Annotated in this window: 14 protein-coding genes; 4 read left to right on the top strand and 10 right to left on the bottom strand. The window is 73.2% G+C overall.

Features of this window, described 5'->3' with window-relative positions; all coding sequences use genetic code 11:
* The first annotated feature begins 166 nt into the window (after positions 1-166).
* A complete protein-coding gene (locus tag BM085_RS33450; protein ID WP_093890816.1) occupies positions 167-952 on the top strand; it encodes an IclR family transcriptional regulator in 786 nt (261 codons plus the stop codon).
* A gap of 37 nt (positions 953-989) precedes the next feature.
* Positions 990-1,934: a sugar kinase gene (locus tag BM085_RS33445; protein ID WP_093890815.1), complete on the top strand. Its 945-nt coding sequence runs from the start codon at positions 990-992 to the stop codon at positions 1,932-1,934.
* Between the two features lie 504 nt (positions 1,935-2,438).
* On the opposite strand, the gene BM085_RS33435 is transcribed toward BM085_RS33445, so the two are convergent.
* Positions 2,439-3,080, bottom strand: a complete 642-nt coding sequence (locus BM085_RS33435; protein ID WP_093890814.1) for a DUF4142 domain-containing protein — start codon at positions 3,078-3,080, stop codon at positions 2,439-2,441.
* A 301-nt stretch (positions 3,081-3,381) separates the two neighbouring features.
* On the opposite strand from BM085_RS33435, the gene BM085_RS44825 reads away from it, so the two are divergent.
* Positions 3,382-3,537, top strand: a complete 156-nt coding sequence (locus tag BM085_RS44825; RefSeq protein WP_177245402.1) for a hypothetical protein — start codon at positions 3,382-3,384, stop codon at positions 3,535-3,537.
* On the opposite strand, the gene BM085_RS33430 is transcribed toward BM085_RS44825, so the two are convergent.
* From BM085_RS33430 to BM085_RS33400, 7 genes are all read right to left on the bottom strand, one after another.
* Complete coding sequence (locus BM085_RS33430; protein WP_245789846.1) at positions 3,529-5,322, bottom strand: ABC transporter ATP-binding protein; 1,794 nt, start codon at positions 5,320-5,322, stop codon at positions 3,529-3,531. The two genes, BM085_RS44825 and BM085_RS33430, sit on opposite strands and share 9 nt — an antisense overlap.
* A gap of 71 nt (positions 5,323-5,393) precedes the next feature.
* Positions 5,394-5,903, bottom strand: a complete 510-nt coding sequence (locus BM085_RS33425) for a hypothetical protein (RefSeq protein WP_093890812.1) — start codon at positions 5,901-5,903, stop codon at positions 5,394-5,396.
* A gap of 43 nt (positions 5,904-5,946) precedes the next feature.
* The gene (locus tag BM085_RS33420) at positions 5,947-6,483 is read right to left on the bottom strand and encodes a MauE/DoxX family redox-associated membrane protein (RefSeq protein ID WP_342742916.1); all 537 of its coding nucleotides are present in this window, start codon (positions 6,481-6,483) and stop codon (positions 5,947-5,949) included.
* Between the two features lie 131 nt (positions 6,484-6,614).
* The gene (locus BM085_RS33415; protein ID WP_093890810.1) at positions 6,615-6,806 is read right to left on the bottom strand and encodes a hypothetical protein; all 192 of its coding nucleotides are present in this window, start codon (positions 6,804-6,806) and stop codon (positions 6,615-6,617) included.
* Between the two features lie 78 nt (positions 6,807-6,884).
* Complete coding sequence (locus tag BM085_RS33410; protein WP_143121173.1) at positions 6,885-9,908, bottom strand: AfsR/SARP family transcriptional regulator; 3,024 nt, start codon at positions 9,906-9,908, stop codon at positions 6,885-6,887.
* A gap of 124 nt (positions 9,909-10,032) precedes the next feature.
* Complete coding sequence (gene lepB / locus BM085_RS33405) at positions 10,033-10,488, bottom strand: signal peptidase I (protein ID WP_218158900.1); 456 nt, start codon at positions 10,486-10,488, stop codon at positions 10,033-10,035.
* 205 nt (positions 10,489-10,693) lie between these two features.
* Positions 10,694-11,935: an MFS transporter gene (locus BM085_RS33400; protein WP_093890808.1), complete on the bottom strand. Its 1,242-nt coding sequence runs from the start codon at positions 11,933-11,935 to the stop codon at positions 10,694-10,696.
* Positions 11,936-12,013: 78 nt separating this feature from the next.
* Here BM085_RS33400 and BM085_RS33395 point away from each other — a divergent pair, with 78 nt between their 5' ends.
* Entirely contained in the window at positions 12,014-12,982 is a 969-nt protein-coding gene (locus BM085_RS33395; RefSeq protein ID WP_093890807.1) for an ArsR/SmtB family transcription factor, read from the top strand.
* A 176-nt stretch (positions 12,983-13,158) separates the two neighbouring features.
* Here BM085_RS33395 and BM085_RS33390 read toward each other — a convergent pair whose 3' ends face one another.
* The gene (locus BM085_RS33390; RefSeq protein WP_093890806.1) at positions 13,159-14,496 is read right to left on the bottom strand and encodes an FtsX-like permease family protein; all 1,338 of its coding nucleotides are present in this window, start codon (positions 14,494-14,496) and stop codon (positions 13,159-13,161) included.
* The gene (locus tag BM085_RS33385; protein WP_093890805.1) at positions 14,493-15,293 is read right to left on the bottom strand and encodes an ABC transporter ATP-binding protein; all 801 of its coding nucleotides are present in this window, start codon (positions 15,291-15,293) and stop codon (positions 14,493-14,495) included. Before BM085_RS33385 ends, BM085_RS33390 begins: the two co-directional genes overlap by 4 nt.
* Positions 15,294-15,389 lie beyond the last annotated feature (96 nt).

Raw genomic sequence — 15,389 nt, 5'->3', positions numbered from 1 at the left:
CTCCTCCTGTTGGCGGCAGACCCTAGAAAGGGCTTACCGGTCGCGGGAAGAGGCGGCGAGTTTTGTTGTGCAGTGCAGAACCTTGTGCTGCAAAGTGGCGTTGGAGACCTCGGCTCCCCTAACTTGACCTGCGTGTTCGACCCGCCGAATCCTCGCTGAGGCTGTGATGAACGAAGCTGCCCCGGAACGCAACCAGTCGGCCTCGCTCCGGCGCGCCCTCGCCGTGCTGGAACACGTGCGCGACCACGCGGGCGCCGGCCAGGGCCTGTCGCTCACCAGGCTCGCCGAGGCGGTCGGCCTGTCCAAGAGCACGGTGCTCCGGCTGACCGCCCCGCTCATCGACGCCAGGCTGCTGGAGCGTGACCGCAGGACCGGCGCCTACCGGCTGGGGCACGGCGCGCTCCGCCTCGGCCAGGCCTACCTGGCCACGCTCGACCTGCGTACGGTCGCCGCCGAGGAGTCCCACCGGCTGATGACCGAGGTCCGGGAGACCGTCCACCTCGTGGTCTACGACGCGCCGGACGTGGTCTACATCGACAAGGTCGAGAACGAGACCAACGTGCGCATGGCCTCGCGCATCGGCAGCCGGGCCCCCGTCTACTGCACCGCCGTCGGCAAGGCGATCCTCGCCTGGCAGCCGGAGGAGGACGTCGAGAGGGTCGTGGCCGCCGGGATGCCGCACATCACCCGGTACACCATCACCGAGGCCGACCGGCTCCGCGCCGAGCTGAGCCGGATCCGGCAGCGGGGCTACTCGGTCGACGACCGCGAGAACGAACCCGAGGTGCGCTGCGTCGCCGCACCGATCTTCAACCACACCGACACCGCGACCTCGGCCATCTCCGTCTCGGGCCTCACCTCGCGGATCACCGCCGCCCGGGTCCGCGACCTGGGGCCGCTGGTGGCGGAGACGGCACTGCGCATCTCCAGGAAGCTGGGATCGACTCGATGACCGGCACGGACGACGAGCACCTAAGGACCAATTTCTGATGATCGATCTGGTAACGCTCGGTGAGAGCATGGCGCTGTTCACCGCGCGGCGTACCGGCCTGCTCCGGCATGCCCGTGACTTCGGTCTCAGCGTGGGCGGCGCGGAGTCGAACCTGGCGATCGGCGTCACCCGTCTCGGCCGGCGCGCGGCGTGGATCGGCAGGGTCGGCGCCGACGAGTTCGGGGAGCTGCTCCGCTCGACGCTGGCGGGTGAGGGCGTCGACGTCCAGGGGATGATCGTCGATCCGGACGCCCCCACGGGCTTGATGATCAAGAATCGGCGCACGAGCGAGATGGTCGACGTGCGGTACTACCGTTCCGGCAGCGCCGGGTCCCGGCTCCGGCCCGAGGACCTCGACGTCTCACTGATCCGGTCGGCACGCGTGCTGCACGTCACGGGGATCACGCTCGCGCTGTCCGCCTCCGCCCGGGAGGCGGTGCGCGCCGCGGTCGCCGAGGCCCGCGACGCGGGCGTGACCGTGTCGGCGGACGTCAACTACCGCCGCGCCCTGTGGAGCCCCGAGGAGGCGTCCGCCGTGCTGCGGGAGACCGTCGCGACGACGGACGTGCTGTTCGCGACCGAGGCGGAGGCCCGGCTGATCGTCGAAGGCGCGGACCCGGCCGCCCTGGCCGGGGCCCTGTCGGACCTCGGCCCGCGCCACGTGCTCGTCAAACGCGGCCCGCTCGGCGCGGTCGAGCTCTCCGACGGCGTCGTACGGCACGCGGAGCCGTACCACGTCACCGAACTCGACCCCGTGGGGGCCGGAGACGCCTTCGCCGCGGGCTGGCTCGCCGAGACGCTGGAGGGCGCCGGCCCCGAACGCCGCCTCGCGACCGCGTGCGCGGCCGGCGCCTTCGCGGTCGCCGCGGACGGCGACTGGGAGAGCCTCCCCCGCCGCTCCGACCTGGACCGCCTGCGCCCGGCGGACGCGGTCAGCCGATGAAGCGGGCCTCGGAGAGGTTCTCCGAACCGTCGCATCCGGCGGAGACCCGCCGTCGGCGCAGGCAGACCGCCCGACGCGGTACGGCATCCGCCGCCGGCCACCGGGGGTGACGTCACCAGAGCTTGTCGATCTCGCCCGGGTACAGCTCGATCCGGGAGTGCTGGAACGACGATCGGTGGCGACGGGCCTCGACCGAGAAGAAGCCGGCCATGGTGACCTTGCCGAAGCCGGGCTGGTCGCTGGGGAACGGGGCCTGAGGGGTCCCCCCGACGAGGACCGCACCGGGCAGCGGCCGCCAGCCGGCGCTCTCGTAGAACCCCTGCAGGGGACGGTCGCAGGTGAACAGCAGGTGCGTTCCCGGCCGGGCCTCCCGGCTGTCCGGGCCCGGTCCGGGCGTACCAGGCGTCCGGGCGTGCCGGTCCGGGCGTGCCGGTCGTCCGGGCCCCCGGTCCGGGCGTGCCGGTCGTCAGCGGTGGTGACCGGCGGGGTCCCCGGCTTGGACGATCACCTGGCGGCCATCCGCGACAGGGACACCGTCAGGATCGCCGGCGGCCGGGCCGGCCCCAGGGCGCCGAGTGCCTTCTCCGCGGCGAGCAGCCGGTCCAGGTGCTCCTGGATGACCGGCTGGCTGGCTCTGGCGAGTGCCTTGACCTGGGGCGCCGATCCGTCGGCGATCTCCTTCTTGATCGCGGCCAGGGCCGCGCGGTGACCGTAGATCATCGTTTTGGTCCAGGCCTTGTCGAACTCCGTGCCGGACAGGGCAGCCAGTTCCTTGGCCTTGGTCTGCTGACGCGCCGTGGGCTGCGTGGGCAGCGTCACCTGCAGCCGCTGCGCGACCTGCTGGAGCTTCTTGTCGAGCTTGGTGTGGTCGGCGACGAGCATGGCCCCGATCGAGCGGACGGAGCCGGCCTTCCCCTTGCTCTGGGCGGCCTTGCCGGCGGCGATCTCGGCGAGGTTGCCCTGATGCGCCTGGACCAGGAACTGCCGGTCCTGCGCGGACACCCGGCTCTCACCTGGGGACGTCGACGTCGATGTCGGCCTCGGTGCCGGCGTGGGCGTCAGGGCCGAGGCCGCCGAGCCGACCGTCAGTGCCAGCACGGCAGCGGAGGTCGCCGCGATCGCCACGAGTGGGGTATGGAGCGCCATCACTACCTCCGGGAATGAGTCCTGGCGGATTTTCCACCACTCCAGAGGCCTTTCCCGGCACAGAACTTTCCATGTGGACAAAACGCCACATTAGTACCAAATACCCCTATTCAATTACATTACATGACAGGCCACTCCTCCCCCCCGAGCCAGGCGGGGCGGACAGGGCGGACGGACCGGCGTCCGGCGTCCGGCGTCCCCGGCAAGGCGCCGTCGGCCAGGAGCCTGCCGGAAACGCCTCCCCCAAGGAGCGTAACTCACCGCTGTCGATCAGAACCGGAGCGTCGACAACCCGCGCGACATGCCGACCGGCCACATCGCCCGGGTCCTCATCGGCCTCGTGCACGGTTTCATGGTCCAGCGGACCCTGCTCCAAGCCGACACCGCCCGGTTCCGCGACGGCCTGCGCGCCCTGGTCGCGGGCCCCGGCCGCGCCCCCGCCCCGCCGTCAGGGTGATCCCTGGACGCCGGCGTCCTCGCGGTAGCCGCGGGCCTGCATCTCGAACAGCCGGGCGTACCCCCCGCCCGTGGCCGTGAGCTCGTCGTGCGTCCCCCGCTCCGCGATCCGGCCGTCGTCGAGCACGACGATCAGGTCCGCGTCGCGGACCGCGCCGAGCCGGTGGGACACGAGCAGGCTGGTACGGCCGGCGCGATGCTCGCGGAGCCGCCGGTGCACCTCGTACTCGGCCCGCGCGTCCAGGCCCGAGCTGGGCTCGTCGAGGATGAGCAGGTCGCGCCCCTCGCGCAGCATCGCGCGGGCCAGGGCCAGACGCTGCCACTGCCCCCCGGAGAGCACCACTCCGGCCTGCGGGTCGTCCTCGTCCTCCGGCCCGAAGAAGATCCGGCTCAACAGCGTGTCATAGCCCCGGGGCAGCGCCTGGACGGTCTCGTGGACGTCCGCCATCCCGGCTGCGGCCTGGATGCGGGCGCGGTCGGACAACGCCTCGATCTCCCCCACCCCGATGTTCTCCGCCGCCGTCAGGTCGTAGCTCATGTAGTCCTGGAAGAGCACGCCCATCCTGGCGCGCAGCTCGGCCGGCGGCACCTCGCGGAGGTCCACGCCGTCCCAGAGGATGCTCCCCCGGGACGGGTCGTAGAACCGGCACAGCAGCTTGATCAGGGTGCTCTTGCCCGCCCCGTTGAGCCCCACCAGCGCGACCGACGCGCCGTGCGGGATCGTCAGGTCGACCCCCCGCAGCACCCACGGGTGGCTGTCGTCGTAGCGGAACCACACGTCGCGCAGTTCGATGCCGCGCCGCAGCGCGGGCAGCGCGGCGGCCGACCGCGGGGACGGCAGGTCGTCGGGGAGCGACGTCACCTGCTCGTGGTAGCCGAACAGGGACAGCGCCTGGCGGGCATGGGCCGCGTTCTCCACCGTCGCGATCAGCGCGGCCTGCGTTCCGGCCACGGCGGCGGCGAACGCGGTCACGTCACCGAGGGTCAGCCGGCCGTCCACGGCGGCGTACACCGCCCACATCAGCCCCACACCGCTGACCGCGGCCGACAGCACCGCCAGCACCGACTGGGTGAGCGCCTCCCGCCGGTCCAGCCGCCGGTCTCCGGCCTGGATGACGGCCAGCTCCCCGAACATCCGGCCCTTGAGGAAGTCGCCCAGCCCGAAGAGCCGGACCTCCTTGGCGGCCTGCACGTCGGTGATGAGGGAGGAGTAGAGGACCTGCCGCCGGATTCCCGTGGACTGCCCGGCGATCATCCTCGTCCGCCGCTTCTCCAGCGACATCAGGGCGACCAGGGCGGGAACCGCCGCCAGCGCCACCAGCCCCGCCATCAGCGGGCTCAGCACGGCCAGGGCGGCGAGCAGGCCGACCAGAGTGATGACGTTGCGCCCGACGTCGAACAGGCCCGAGGTGATGGGTCTCAGCGCGCCGCCCGTCGCCTGCGCGGCCATCCGCAACCTGTCCAGGAAATCGGGGTTCTCGAACCGCGACAGGCCCTGGAACCCGTTCACCGCGGTGTACAGGCGGTCCTGCATCAGACGGTCCAGCCTGCGCTCCGTCTCGGCCTGCAGATAGGCGATGAGATGCGGCAGCACCCCGGCGGCCAGCCCCAGGACGATGAGACCGCAGGCGGGCAGCAGCACCTGGTCGGTACGGCCGGCCGCCAGCTCGTCGACGAGAAGCTTCGTCGCCCACACCGTCCCCATGGGCAGCAGACCGCCGATGACGGTCACCGCCAGCTGGGACAGGGCCAGGCCGGGGCCGATCCGCCAGCACAGCGACGCCACCGTCCCGGCGTATCGCGACAGACGGCGGAGCCGGCCCCCGTCCGGCTCCGCTTCCGAGACCGGAGACGTCGTCACCTCGCGCGGGCCGTTCCGGCGAGGGCGTCCAGCTCCGTGTCCGCCCCCACGATCGTGCCGTCCGGGTCGACCCGGAGGAACGTCGGGAAGGCCTCGACGCCGACCGCCTTCACCAGGCGGTCGGCCTGTTCCGCCGTGGCGACGCGCGCCGTACCGCCGATCATCCCGATGAGGTCGCCTGCCTTCTCACCGGGCCCTGAGATGACCGCCATGGCGGTGCCGGTCCGGGCCGCGTCGGCGAAACGCGGCGCGTGCTCGTGGCACGCGTCGCAGCTGACGTCGAAGAACGCCACGAGCCGAGGCCACTCGCCGCCGTCCGCTCCGACGGGGGGCAGCGTGCGGCCGACCAGGGCTCCCGGGTCGTAGGGACCGAACCGCGCCGGGCCGGCGAGACGTTCCAGCTCGGCGGTGTGCTCGCGCAGGCGGCGCAGTACCGCGAAGGTGAGCACCAGATCGAAGAGGCAGAGTATGCCGACCAGCACGACGGCGGCGATCAGGAAAACCATCGGACAACCTCACTTAAGGACTTCGAGTCGTCACACCCGCGCGTCATCGCGGCGGGGCGGAGGTGGTGAACAGGCCCAGCAGGTCGTCGAGGCGTACGACGAGCAGGACGCCCACGGCGGCGGTGACCAGTGCGAGGACGATCCCCGCCGGGTGTGCCCCGGCGTCACCGGCGACGGCCCCTGCCGTGAGCCCGGTACCGCCGGCCAGCAGCAGGAGGAGATTGCGCACCACGTGCGCCTTGCCGAGCGGCGCGGCGGAGGCTCCGAAACAGCGGCACGGCGCGCGCCGCCCCCGGCGCATGGCTGCCAGGATGCCTGCGGTCAGCGCGGTGAGCAGCGCCGTCGCCACCGCGAATCCCAGGAGCACGGTGGACGGCAGCGCGAGCGACAGGATCACCACGGCCTCCGCCCCCAGCACGGCGTACGCCGCCATCACGGATCCGGCGCGCGGGAACATCCCCAGGGCCACGATCGAGGCCACGAACTCGTCGAACGCCGCTCGCCCGCGGACCTTGCCCGCCAGCGCGATCACGAAGACACCGGCCAGCAACGCCCGGCACCCGATCGTCAGATAGAGCATCTTCACCGTCTCACCGCTCGTTCCACCCCGCGACGGACGGGTTCCGCGGATCCCCGCCACGGTGAGGACCCGCGAAACCCGCCCGGAGTCCGGCGGCGACTTCAGCCCCCGGACCTACGGGTTCTGCTCGGTCAGCAGCTTCCGCGCTTCTCACAGCCCGACACGCAGCCGGTCGTACCGCCGACGATGTGGCAGAGCTTCTGGTACCTGGTCTTGCCGTAGCAGTAGCAGGTCATGTAGTAGGAGGTGTCAGCCTTGGCGGTCGCCTTCGGCGCCAGCTTCTCGAGCACCCGGTCGCCGAGCTTTCCCAGAAGAGCGTTCATCTGGACTCACTCCTTCATAGAGCGATATGGACAGCCGAAACGCTATTTTGGGGAAATACAGCCGCTGATACAGCGGAGCTACAGCGGGGCGGTGAGCAGCCTCTCCAGCACCGGATCAGGCCGCATGGCGGGTGACGCGAAGAGCTCCGCGGCCCGGCGCGCGTCCTGCGCCGCGGCGGGGTCGCCCAGCGCGGCGCGCGCCCTGGCGAGCTGGCGGGCGGCGGCGGCCTGGCCGTAGAGCTCCCCGGTCTGCGCGGTCAGCTCCAGCACCCGGGCGAGGTCGGCGGCGGCCGAGGCCGGATCCCCGCGGCGCAGCCATATCTCCGACCTGCTGAGCAGCACCTCCCACTCGTCCTCCCGGTTGCCGGTCTCGCGGCAGTGGCGCAGCGCCTCCCCGAGTGTGGCCAGAGCCTCGTCCCCGCGGTCGAGCAGGCAGTAGGCGCGGCCGAGCGCGGCCAGGGTGATGCCCTCCCCGAAGGGGTCGCCGCTCGACCTGCGGAGGGCCAGGCACCGCTGGAGGCAGTCCGCCGCCTCGGTGAACCGGCCGAGCCGCAGCAGGACCTCCCCCAGGTTGTGCCTGACCATCCCGACCCGGCTGGACCCGTGCGCCTCAAGCAGCCGCAGGCCCGCGATGATGTGGCCGAGGGCGTCGTCGAGGTCGCCGCTGCGCGTGCTCAGCCAGCCGAGGTTGTGCAGCGCCATCCCCTCGGCCTCCCGGTCGCCCAGGTCGCGCCGGAGTTCGAGGGCGCGCTGCAGGCAGTCGCGGGCCACGTCGGACCGGCCGGTCCTCCACTCCACCAGTCCCAGCATCGTGAGCGCGGCCGCCTCCCCGGGACGGTCGCCGTGCCGCCGGGCCACCTCGATGGCGAGCCGTGCGACGGTCTCGAACTCCCGCCAGTGCCCGCACTTGGTCGCCAGCGCCCTGACCAGCGGCATCAGGTCGGTGACGAAGCACGCGACCGCCGGCTCCCCCGTCGCCGCCTGGGCGGCGGCCGCGATCAGGCACGGCATCTCGGTCTCGAACCGCCGCACCGCCTCGGCGGGGTCACGGAGGGCCACCCCGGTGTCCCGCCGGCTCGGCCGGCGCCCGTCGCCGGATCGCAGATGCGGCTGGAGCAGGTCGTTCACCTGATGGCAGAGGTCGAGGTACCAGTCCAGCGCCCGCCGTACGGCCCGCAGGCGCTCGTCCGGCGGGTCGTGGACGACGGCCAGCTCCGCGGCGAACAGCCTCAGCAGGTCGTGCATGCGGAAGCGCCCGTCGCCGGCCGGTTCGACCAGGCGGACCTCCGCCAGCTCGTCGAGCGCGTCCTCCGCCGTCTTCAGGTCGGCGTCGAGGAGCGCGGCGGCGAGCCCGACGCTGATCTCGGGCACGTCGAGCACGCCGAACAGCCGGAAGGCGTGCGCCGCGGCGGCCGTGGCCCGGCCCGCGCCGCCCGTCAGCGCCGCGTAGCTGACCTCGAAACAGGATCGGATGCCCAGGTCGGCCGCCCGCAGCTCGTCCAGCCGCCGCCGCTGGTCGCGCAGCCGCTCGGCGAACCGCACGAGCGGCCAGTCGGGGCGGCCGGCGAGACGGGCGCCGGCGATGCGCAGCGCCAGCGGGTGGTAGCCGCACCAGCGCGCGACGTCGGCCGCCGCCCCGGCCTCGGCGGCCACCCGGTCGTGTCCGGCCAGCAGCGTGAGCATCCGCACCGAGTCCGCCTCGTCGAACACGTCGAGGGCGATCGGCACGGCGTCCATGGTGGTCAGCGCCGTCCGGCTGGTGACCAGTGCCGCGCAGCCGCCGCCGGCCGGCAGCAGCGGCGCCACCTGGGCCGCGTCGACGGCGTTGTCGAGGACGACCAGGACCCGCCGGCCGGCCAGCAGGGACTGGTAGTGGGCGGCCGCTTCCCCGGGTGTGGCGGGGACCTCGCCGTGGGGCACTCCCAGGGCCCGCAGGAAACGGCCGAGCACCTCGGCGGGCCGTAGCGGCGGCAGTCCCGGGCTCGCCCCCTGCAGATCGGCGTAGAGCTGGCCGTCGGCGTAGCGGTCGGCCACGGCGTACGCCGCCCGCAGCGCCAGCGTCGACTTGCCGACGCCGCCGGGGCCGTGCAGCGCCAGCACCGGCGGTCCCGCGCCCGGCGCCGGCTCGCCGTACAGGGCGGCGAGCATCCCGGCCAGCTCGGCCGGCCGGCCCACGAACAGCGCCGGCTCCCGCGGAAGCTGTCGCGGGCGCGGCGGCCCGTCCCCGGCGGGCGCGGCCACGGCGTCTTCCACCAGCCCGGCCGCTCCCCCGATCACGGCATCCCCCACCGGCACAGCGACTCCCCCGGCCACGGCGTCTCCCACCGGCACGACCGCTCCCCCGGCCACGGCGGCCCCCACCGTCACAGCCGCTCCCCCGATCACGGCGTCCCTCACCGTCACGGCGTTCCCGCCGGCCGGCGGCCCGCCCAGCACCATCAGATCCGCGTCCCGGCGCAGCACCGCCTGGTGCAGGAGGCGCAGCTCGGGGCCGGGGTCGAGCCCGAGCTCCTCGGCCAGGATCCGGCGGGCCGCCCCGAAGACGTCCAGCGCGCCGGCGACGTCACCGCACCGGTACAGGGCGACCATGAGCCGGCCGTACAGCCGTTCCCGCAGGGGATAGCGGCCGATCAGCTCGCGCAGGCGCCTGACCGCCGTCGTGGGGCTGCCGAGGGCGAGCTGGATCTCGGTGTACTCCTCCACCGCGCTCAGATACTGGTCGGTGAGGCGGGCGACCACCTCGCGCAGGGTCGGCCCCAGCGGCGCGTCCTCGGCCGCTCCCCCTCGCCACAGCGCGAGTGCCCGGGTGTAGGCGTCCTGCGCCGTCACGAGATCCCGCCGGGCCAGCGCCTGGCGGCCGAGCGCGGAGAGCGCCTCGAACTGGAAGAGGTCGAACTCGGCCGGCTCGACCCGCAGCAGGTAGCCGGCGTCCGAGGTGACCAGCGGCTCGACGGCCGGATTCTCGGAGGGGGGCAGCATCCTGCGGAGCTGCATGAGATAGGTGCGCAGGTTGGCCACCGCGGAGCGGGGCGGATGCTCGTCCCACACCTCTGTCACCAATGACCGGATCGGCACGACGTAGCCGGCGCGCGCGAGCAGCATGGCGAGAACCGTGCGCTGTTTGGGCGCCGTGATCCGTAGGGGTGAGTCACCGGCCTGGATCAGCACCGGGCCAAGGAGTCCAAACCTCAAGGTCCCGCCTTCCTCGCCAGCCCTGCCCCGCCGGCTAGAGGGCCGGCCCGCCCAACCGGCGTAACGCGACGCCGAGCAGCCGCTCGGCGGGGAAGAACCCCCGCTGCCGGGAGTCGACGCTGTCCGGGTTGTCCCCGAGGACCACCACCGTCCCGGCGGGAACGCGGGCCACGCCGTCGCCGGCCGCGATCCCCGGCGGCACCGGGTCACCGGGGAGCGCGGCGACCCGTTTGATGTTCCAGAGCCGGCCGTCGGCCCCGGGCGAGCCGGGCGTGTATCGGCCGGCGGGATCGGACGGAGGCTCCAGCACGACGACGTCGCCCTGGCCCACCTGGTCGATCCGCCGCCGCCGTACCAGGACGCGGTCGCCGTCGGTCAGCGTCGGCGCCATGCTCATCCCGTCGACGGTGACCACCACGTAACGCCGGCGGGCCCAGAAGGCGCCCGCCACGAGCACGAGCACACCGGCAAGCAGCCCACGGATGATCAACTTCGCCTCGCCCTCTCTCCGCCGGCCTTGATCCACTCACCGCAAACGATCTCCATTGGCGCCGGGGTCTGTCAACAGGTCCCGGCGGGCATCCGCCGTTCCCGTGGCCGGCGGGAGACACGGGCGACTGTGTCCGCGTGACCACCTGGCGGGTCTCCCGGCCTCGACGCCGCCGGCGGACTCCCGCCCCTGACGCGCGCCGCCGTCAGGCGGTCAGCGCGAGGCCGGAGCTCTCCGCCCGCGTCTCGGCAAGCGCGGTACGGCGGGCGATGGCAGGACCCATCGCCATGATCACGAGCGCGGCCGAGATCCCGGCCAGCAGAGCGGTCCACCACAGCACGGCCGGGCTGAAGTGGGTGTAGACGGTGGCGCCCGCGGTCAGCGCGGTGAACCGGGCCAGGCCCCATGCCCACTGGAAGGCCCCCTGGTAGCGGCCGCGAGCGTGGGCGGGCGCCAGGTTGGCGACGATCGAGGCCGCGATCCCGGCGGCGCAGGCCTCGCCCACCGACCACAGCAGCACGGTCAGGGCGTACTCGACCGGCTGGTCGGCCGCTCCCGTCAGGGCGACGCCGAGCGCGATCAGCACGCCGGCCACGCCGAGCACCGGCAGCTGCGGCAGCCGGGAGAGCAGCCCCGTGGCGACCGGCTGCAGCACCACGACCACCACCGCGTTGATCATCGCCATGTAGCCGTAGACGGCGGGAGAGAGCCCGTCGTCGCGGACGGCGAGGGGCAGCGCGACCTCGGTCAGCGAGTAGACCGCCAGCTGGACGCCGAACAGCGGCAGCAGCGCGAGCATCAGCCGGTCGCGCAGCACCACCCCGTAGCCGGCGCCGCCGTTCTCCCTCGCCGCGCGCCGGGCGGAGCGGTCGGCCGGCAGGAAGACCACGACGATCAGCGCGTACCCGAGCGCGCAGACGACGTCGACCGCGAACAGCAGCCAGTAGCCGTGCTCGGCCAGGAACCCGCCGAGCACGCCGGCGACCGCGGTGCCGACGTTGACTCCCCAGCCGAACAGCGAGTACGCCGCCCGGCGGCGCTCGGGGGCCACCGTGTCGGCCAGCACCGCGTACGCCGCCGGGCCGACCATCGCGCCGGCCATGGTGAGCGCCAGCGCGGCCAGCGCCAGCGTGACCACCCCCGGCGCCACGAACAGCGCTCCGTTGGCGGTCGCGTTCCCGACCAGCCCGATCAGCATCGTGGGCCGCCGGCCCAGACGGTCGGCGAGCAGGCCGCCCAGCATGGGGCCGATCAGGTGCCCCGCGCCCAGCGCGCCCAGGATGTACGGGGTCTGCTCGGCCGAGATGCCGCGCGAGGCCAGGTAGAACACCAGGAACGGGGTGACCAGGTAGCCGAGCCGGCTGACGACGGTCCCGGCGAACAGGATCCAGACCTGCCGGGAGAGGCCGCCGAACTGGTCGGCCACGGAGGAGCGCAGAGAGGGCATGCGGAGATCCTGCGGTGCTCCGCGCGATGCGGCCATTGATTAAGCTCAGACCGAATACTCGACCATCCGGGAGAGCACATGCAGTCCGAGCTGGCCTTCTCGACGGGCGACCTGGCGCACACCCGCTTCGCCGTCTCCCCCATGTGGGAGGTCGTGACCAGCTTCCGCCTGCTGGTCAGCTCCCCCGTACCGGCGCCACACCGGTCATGGGCCGAGCAGGTGCTGCCCCGGCTGAGGGCGGCGGGACTGGACCGCGGCCGGCTGGCCCGCCTGATCCCCGCCGGAGGTTATCTCGCCGACTTCCTCACCCCGACCCCGGCCACGCCGTTCCCCACCCTGCAGTCCGAGCTCGCCGCGATCCGGGAGACCCCGGCCGAGCAGGTGCGGGAGGACCTCCGCCACCTGGCGGCGGACTCCCCGGAGCCGTGGGAGCTGCCGCGGGATGATCTCTCCCGCGTGACGGCCGAGATCGAGACCTACTGGGAGCTGGCCCTGGGCCCCTACTGGGCCCGTGTCCGCGCGGTGCTGGAGGCGGACGTCTTCCACCGGGCCAGACAGGTCGCCGAGTACGGCGCCGCCCACCTGCTCAACGACCTGCACACCTCGGTGAGCTGGGACGACGACACTCTGCGGCTCGTCAGACGGCAGTGCACGATCACCCGGGAGGGCGCCGGTGCCGGCCTGATCCTGGTGCCCTCGGTGTTCGCCTGGCCGAGTGTCCTGACCAGGATCGTCGTACCGGACACGCCACAGCTCGCCTATCCGGCCAGAGGCTTCGGGACCGTATGGGAACGGCGCGCGAGCGCGGACAACGACGCCATCGCCGCCGTGATCGGCCGGTCACGCGCGCTGCTCCTGGCCGAGCTGGAGACGCCGGCCTCCACCACCCAGCTCGCACGCCGGGCCGGTCTGTCGGCGGCGGGGGTCTCCCAGCACCTGACCGCGCTACGTGACGCCGGTCTGGTCACCGCCCACCGGGCCGGCCGTTCGGTCCTCTACGCCCGCACCACGGTGGCCGACTCCCTGCTCGCCGCCGCACCCGCGTGAGGCCGGGTGTTCGGTGACCGCGGTCCGCGGGGGCACGTCGCGATCGGCGGAGTCCGGGATCACGCGCCCGGTGTCCCCGGCGTCGCCGGCGGGCCGGTCCGCCGCCCGGGAGGTCCGGGGGCGGTGAGGGCCGCCCTCCGGGAGGTCCGGGGCGGCGAAGACCGCCCGCCCGGCGGTCATGCCGCGGAGAGGGCGTCGATCGGCCGGGTGCGCAGGGCGCCCATGGTCGTCGGGAGGGTGGCCAGCATCACGAGCAGGAAGGCGCCGCCGACGATGGCGAGATACATCCACACCGGGCCGGACGCGATCGGCGAGCCGGTCTTGACCAGGCTGTAGGGCACCGTCGTGGCCGCGGCGGCGACGGTGCCCAGCACGACGGCGATGCCCGCGGTCACGACGGCCTCGACGGTGACCATTCCCAGCACCTGGCCGCGGGTGGCGGCCGACAGCCGCAGCAGGCCGAACTCGCGGCGTCGCCGGCGGGTGGCCGCGACAAGGGTGTTGATCACGACGATCGCCGAGAAGCCGATGATCATGGTGACGATCAGGTAGTTCACGGGGGCGAGCTGCGCGCTGACATCGCCCGCGACGGCGGGTCCCCGATGGATGCTGTCCTCCGTGCTCTGCATGTAAAGGGTGCCGGCCGCGATGCCGACCAGGAGGATCAGCGGAGATGCCACGCCGGCGCTGTGCCTGGCCCGCACGCGGGTGTTGCGGGCGGCCAGCCGCGTGGTGGCGCCGATCCGGGCGTGGGCGAACCATCCGACGGGCGTCACGGCCAGCGGGCTGAGCAGGGCGAGCCCGACGGCGACGGCGACGCCCGCCGGGCCCGCGGTGCTGGAGAGCAGCGGGCCGTTCTCCATGAAGAGAGTCCCCGTCGCCAGGCTCAGACCGACGACCAGCAACCCCAGGCCGCCGGCCGCCCGAGCGCGGCCGAGCAGCCGGGTCGCCGACGGCGACGCCTCGCCCAGTGCGCGCACGGGCGGGATGGAGGCGGCTCGCCTGCTGGAGATCAGGGCGGCGGCGACCGCCGCGGCCAGGGACGTGCCCGCGCCGACCGCGACGCAGAGCCAGCCCGCGCTCAACTCGGTGGAAGCGGCGACCAGGCCGCCGTCCACCAGCCGGCCGAGGACGACCGCGCCGAGCGCGACACCGGGCAGCAGACCCACGGCGACCGCCGGCAGCGCCACGATCACCGTCTCCAGCACGACGTTCTGCCGGATCTGCCGCGGGGTGGCGGCGATCGACCGCAGCAGCGCGAGCTCCTGCTCCCGATGCTGGATCGTCAGGGAGACGGTGGAGACCACGCCGAAGGCCACGATCGCCACCGTCCACCCGCCCAGGATGGCGGGCAGCATGATCAGGAACCCGGAGCTGTGGCCGGTCTCCAGACCGGTCTCCAGCAGGCTCGCGAACGCGGTGAGCAGGGCGGTTCCGGTCGCCATCACGGCGGCCGAGGCGAGGTAGGACCCGATGTGGGCGCGGACGGTGAGAAAGGCCAGCCTCCACATCATCGGAGACCACCGTCCCGGCGGCCCGGCGCCGCGTCCGCCGGCCCGGCGGACCGGTCCGGCACGGACAGCCGGGCCATCCGCGCGGCCACCGCCTCGGGGTTCGGCCGCGACATGGTGTCCACGATCCGCCCGTCGGCGAAGAACACCACCGTGTCGGAGTAGGAGGCGGCGACCGGGTCGTGGGTCACCATGACGATCGTCTGCTGGGTCAGGGTCACCGCTTCGCGCAGGATGCCGAGCACGTCGCGTGCGGCCTGGGTGTCCAGCGCGCCGGTGGGTTCGTCCGCGAAGACGACGGCGGGCCGGGAGAGCACGGCGCGGGCGATGGCCACGCGCTGCTGCTGGCCGCCGGACAGCTCCGCCGGCCGATGATCGGCCCGCTCGGCGAGCCCCAGCCGCGCGAGCAGCGCCCGTATGGCCCGCTCGTCGGGCTGACGGCCGGCGAACTCAAGGGGAAGTGCCACGTTCTGCGCCACCGTCAGCGTCGGCACGAGGTTGAACGACTGGAAGATGAATCCCATGCGGTCGCGCCGCAGCCGGGTCAGAGCCGTTTCGTCCAGGTCGCTCAGCTCGTGGCCGTCCAGAACCACGGAACCGGAGGTCGGCCGGTCAAGCCCGGCGGCGCAGTGCAGCAGGGTGCTCTTCCCCGACCCCGACGGCCCCATCACCGCGGTGAAGGTGCCACGCGGGATGGACATCGTCACCCTGTCCAGCGCGGTCACGACGGCATCGCCGTGTCCGTGGCGCTTGACCACCTCACGGAGTTCCAGGGCGTGCCGCGAAGTCGTATGCGGCATTGGTGAGTACGCTGTACGAGTCATAAATACACCGTACCGCACTTATCGACAAAATGCTGGATCCGCATTAAACACGCAGGTCAGAGCGGTAAATAT

Source organism: Streptosporangium canum, from assembly GCF_900113865.1.
Classification (GTDB): domain Bacteria; phylum Actinomycetota; class Actinomycetes; order Streptosporangiales; family Streptosporangiaceae; genus Streptosporangium; species Streptosporangium canum.
This window is presented reverse-complemented; position numbering and strand designations above follow the sequence as displayed.

Excerpts from the sequence above, each read along its gene's own strand:
- BM085_RS33450 (WP_093890816.1), top strand. The coding sequence starts at position 167 with ATGAACGAAGCTGCCCCGGAACGCAACCAGTCGGCCTCGCTCCGGCGC.
- BM085_RS33445 (WP_093890815.1), top strand. The coding sequence starts at position 990 with ATGATCGATCTGGTAACGCTCGGTGAGAGCATGGCGCTGTTCACCGCG.
- BM085_RS33435 (WP_093890814.1), bottom strand. The coding sequence starts at position 3,080 with ATGGCGCTCCATACCCCACTCGTGGCGATCGCGGCGACCTCCGCTGCC.
- BM085_RS44825 (WP_177245402.1), top strand. The coding sequence starts at position 3,382 with ATGCCGACCGGCCACATCGCCCGGGTCCTCATCGGCCTCGTGCACGGT.
- BM085_RS33425 (WP_093890812.1), bottom strand. The coding sequence starts at position 5,903 with ATGGTTTTCCTGATCGCCGCCGTCGTGCTGGTCGGCATACTCTGCCTC.
- BM085_RS33420 (WP_342742916.1), bottom strand. The coding sequence starts at position 6,483 with ATGCTCTATCTGACGATCGGGTGCCGGGCGTTGCTGGCCGGTGTCTTC.
- BM085_RS33415 (WP_093890810.1), bottom strand. The coding sequence starts at position 6,806 with ATGAACGCTCTTCTGGGAAAGCTCGGCGACCGGGTGCTCGAGAAGCTG.
- BM085_RS33410 (WP_143121173.1), bottom strand. The coding sequence starts at position 9,908 with ATGCTGCTCGCGCGCGCCGGCTACGTCGTGCCGATCCGGTCATTGGTG.
- BM085_RS33400 (WP_093890808.1), bottom strand. The coding sequence starts at position 11,935 with ATGCCCTCTCTGCGCTCCTCCGTGGCCGACCAGTTCGGCGGCCTCTCC.
- BM085_RS33395 (WP_093890807.1), top strand. The coding sequence starts at position 12,014 with ATGCAGTCCGAGCTGGCCTTCTCGACGGGCGACCTGGCGCACACCCGC.
- BM085_RS33390 (WP_093890806.1), bottom strand. The coding sequence starts at position 14,496 with ATGATGTGGAGGCTGGCCTTTCTCACCGTCCGCGCCCACATCGGGTCC.
- BM085_RS33385 (WP_093890805.1), bottom strand. The coding sequence starts at position 15,293 with ATGCCGCATACGACTTCGCGGCACGCCCTGGAACTCCGTGAGGTGGTC.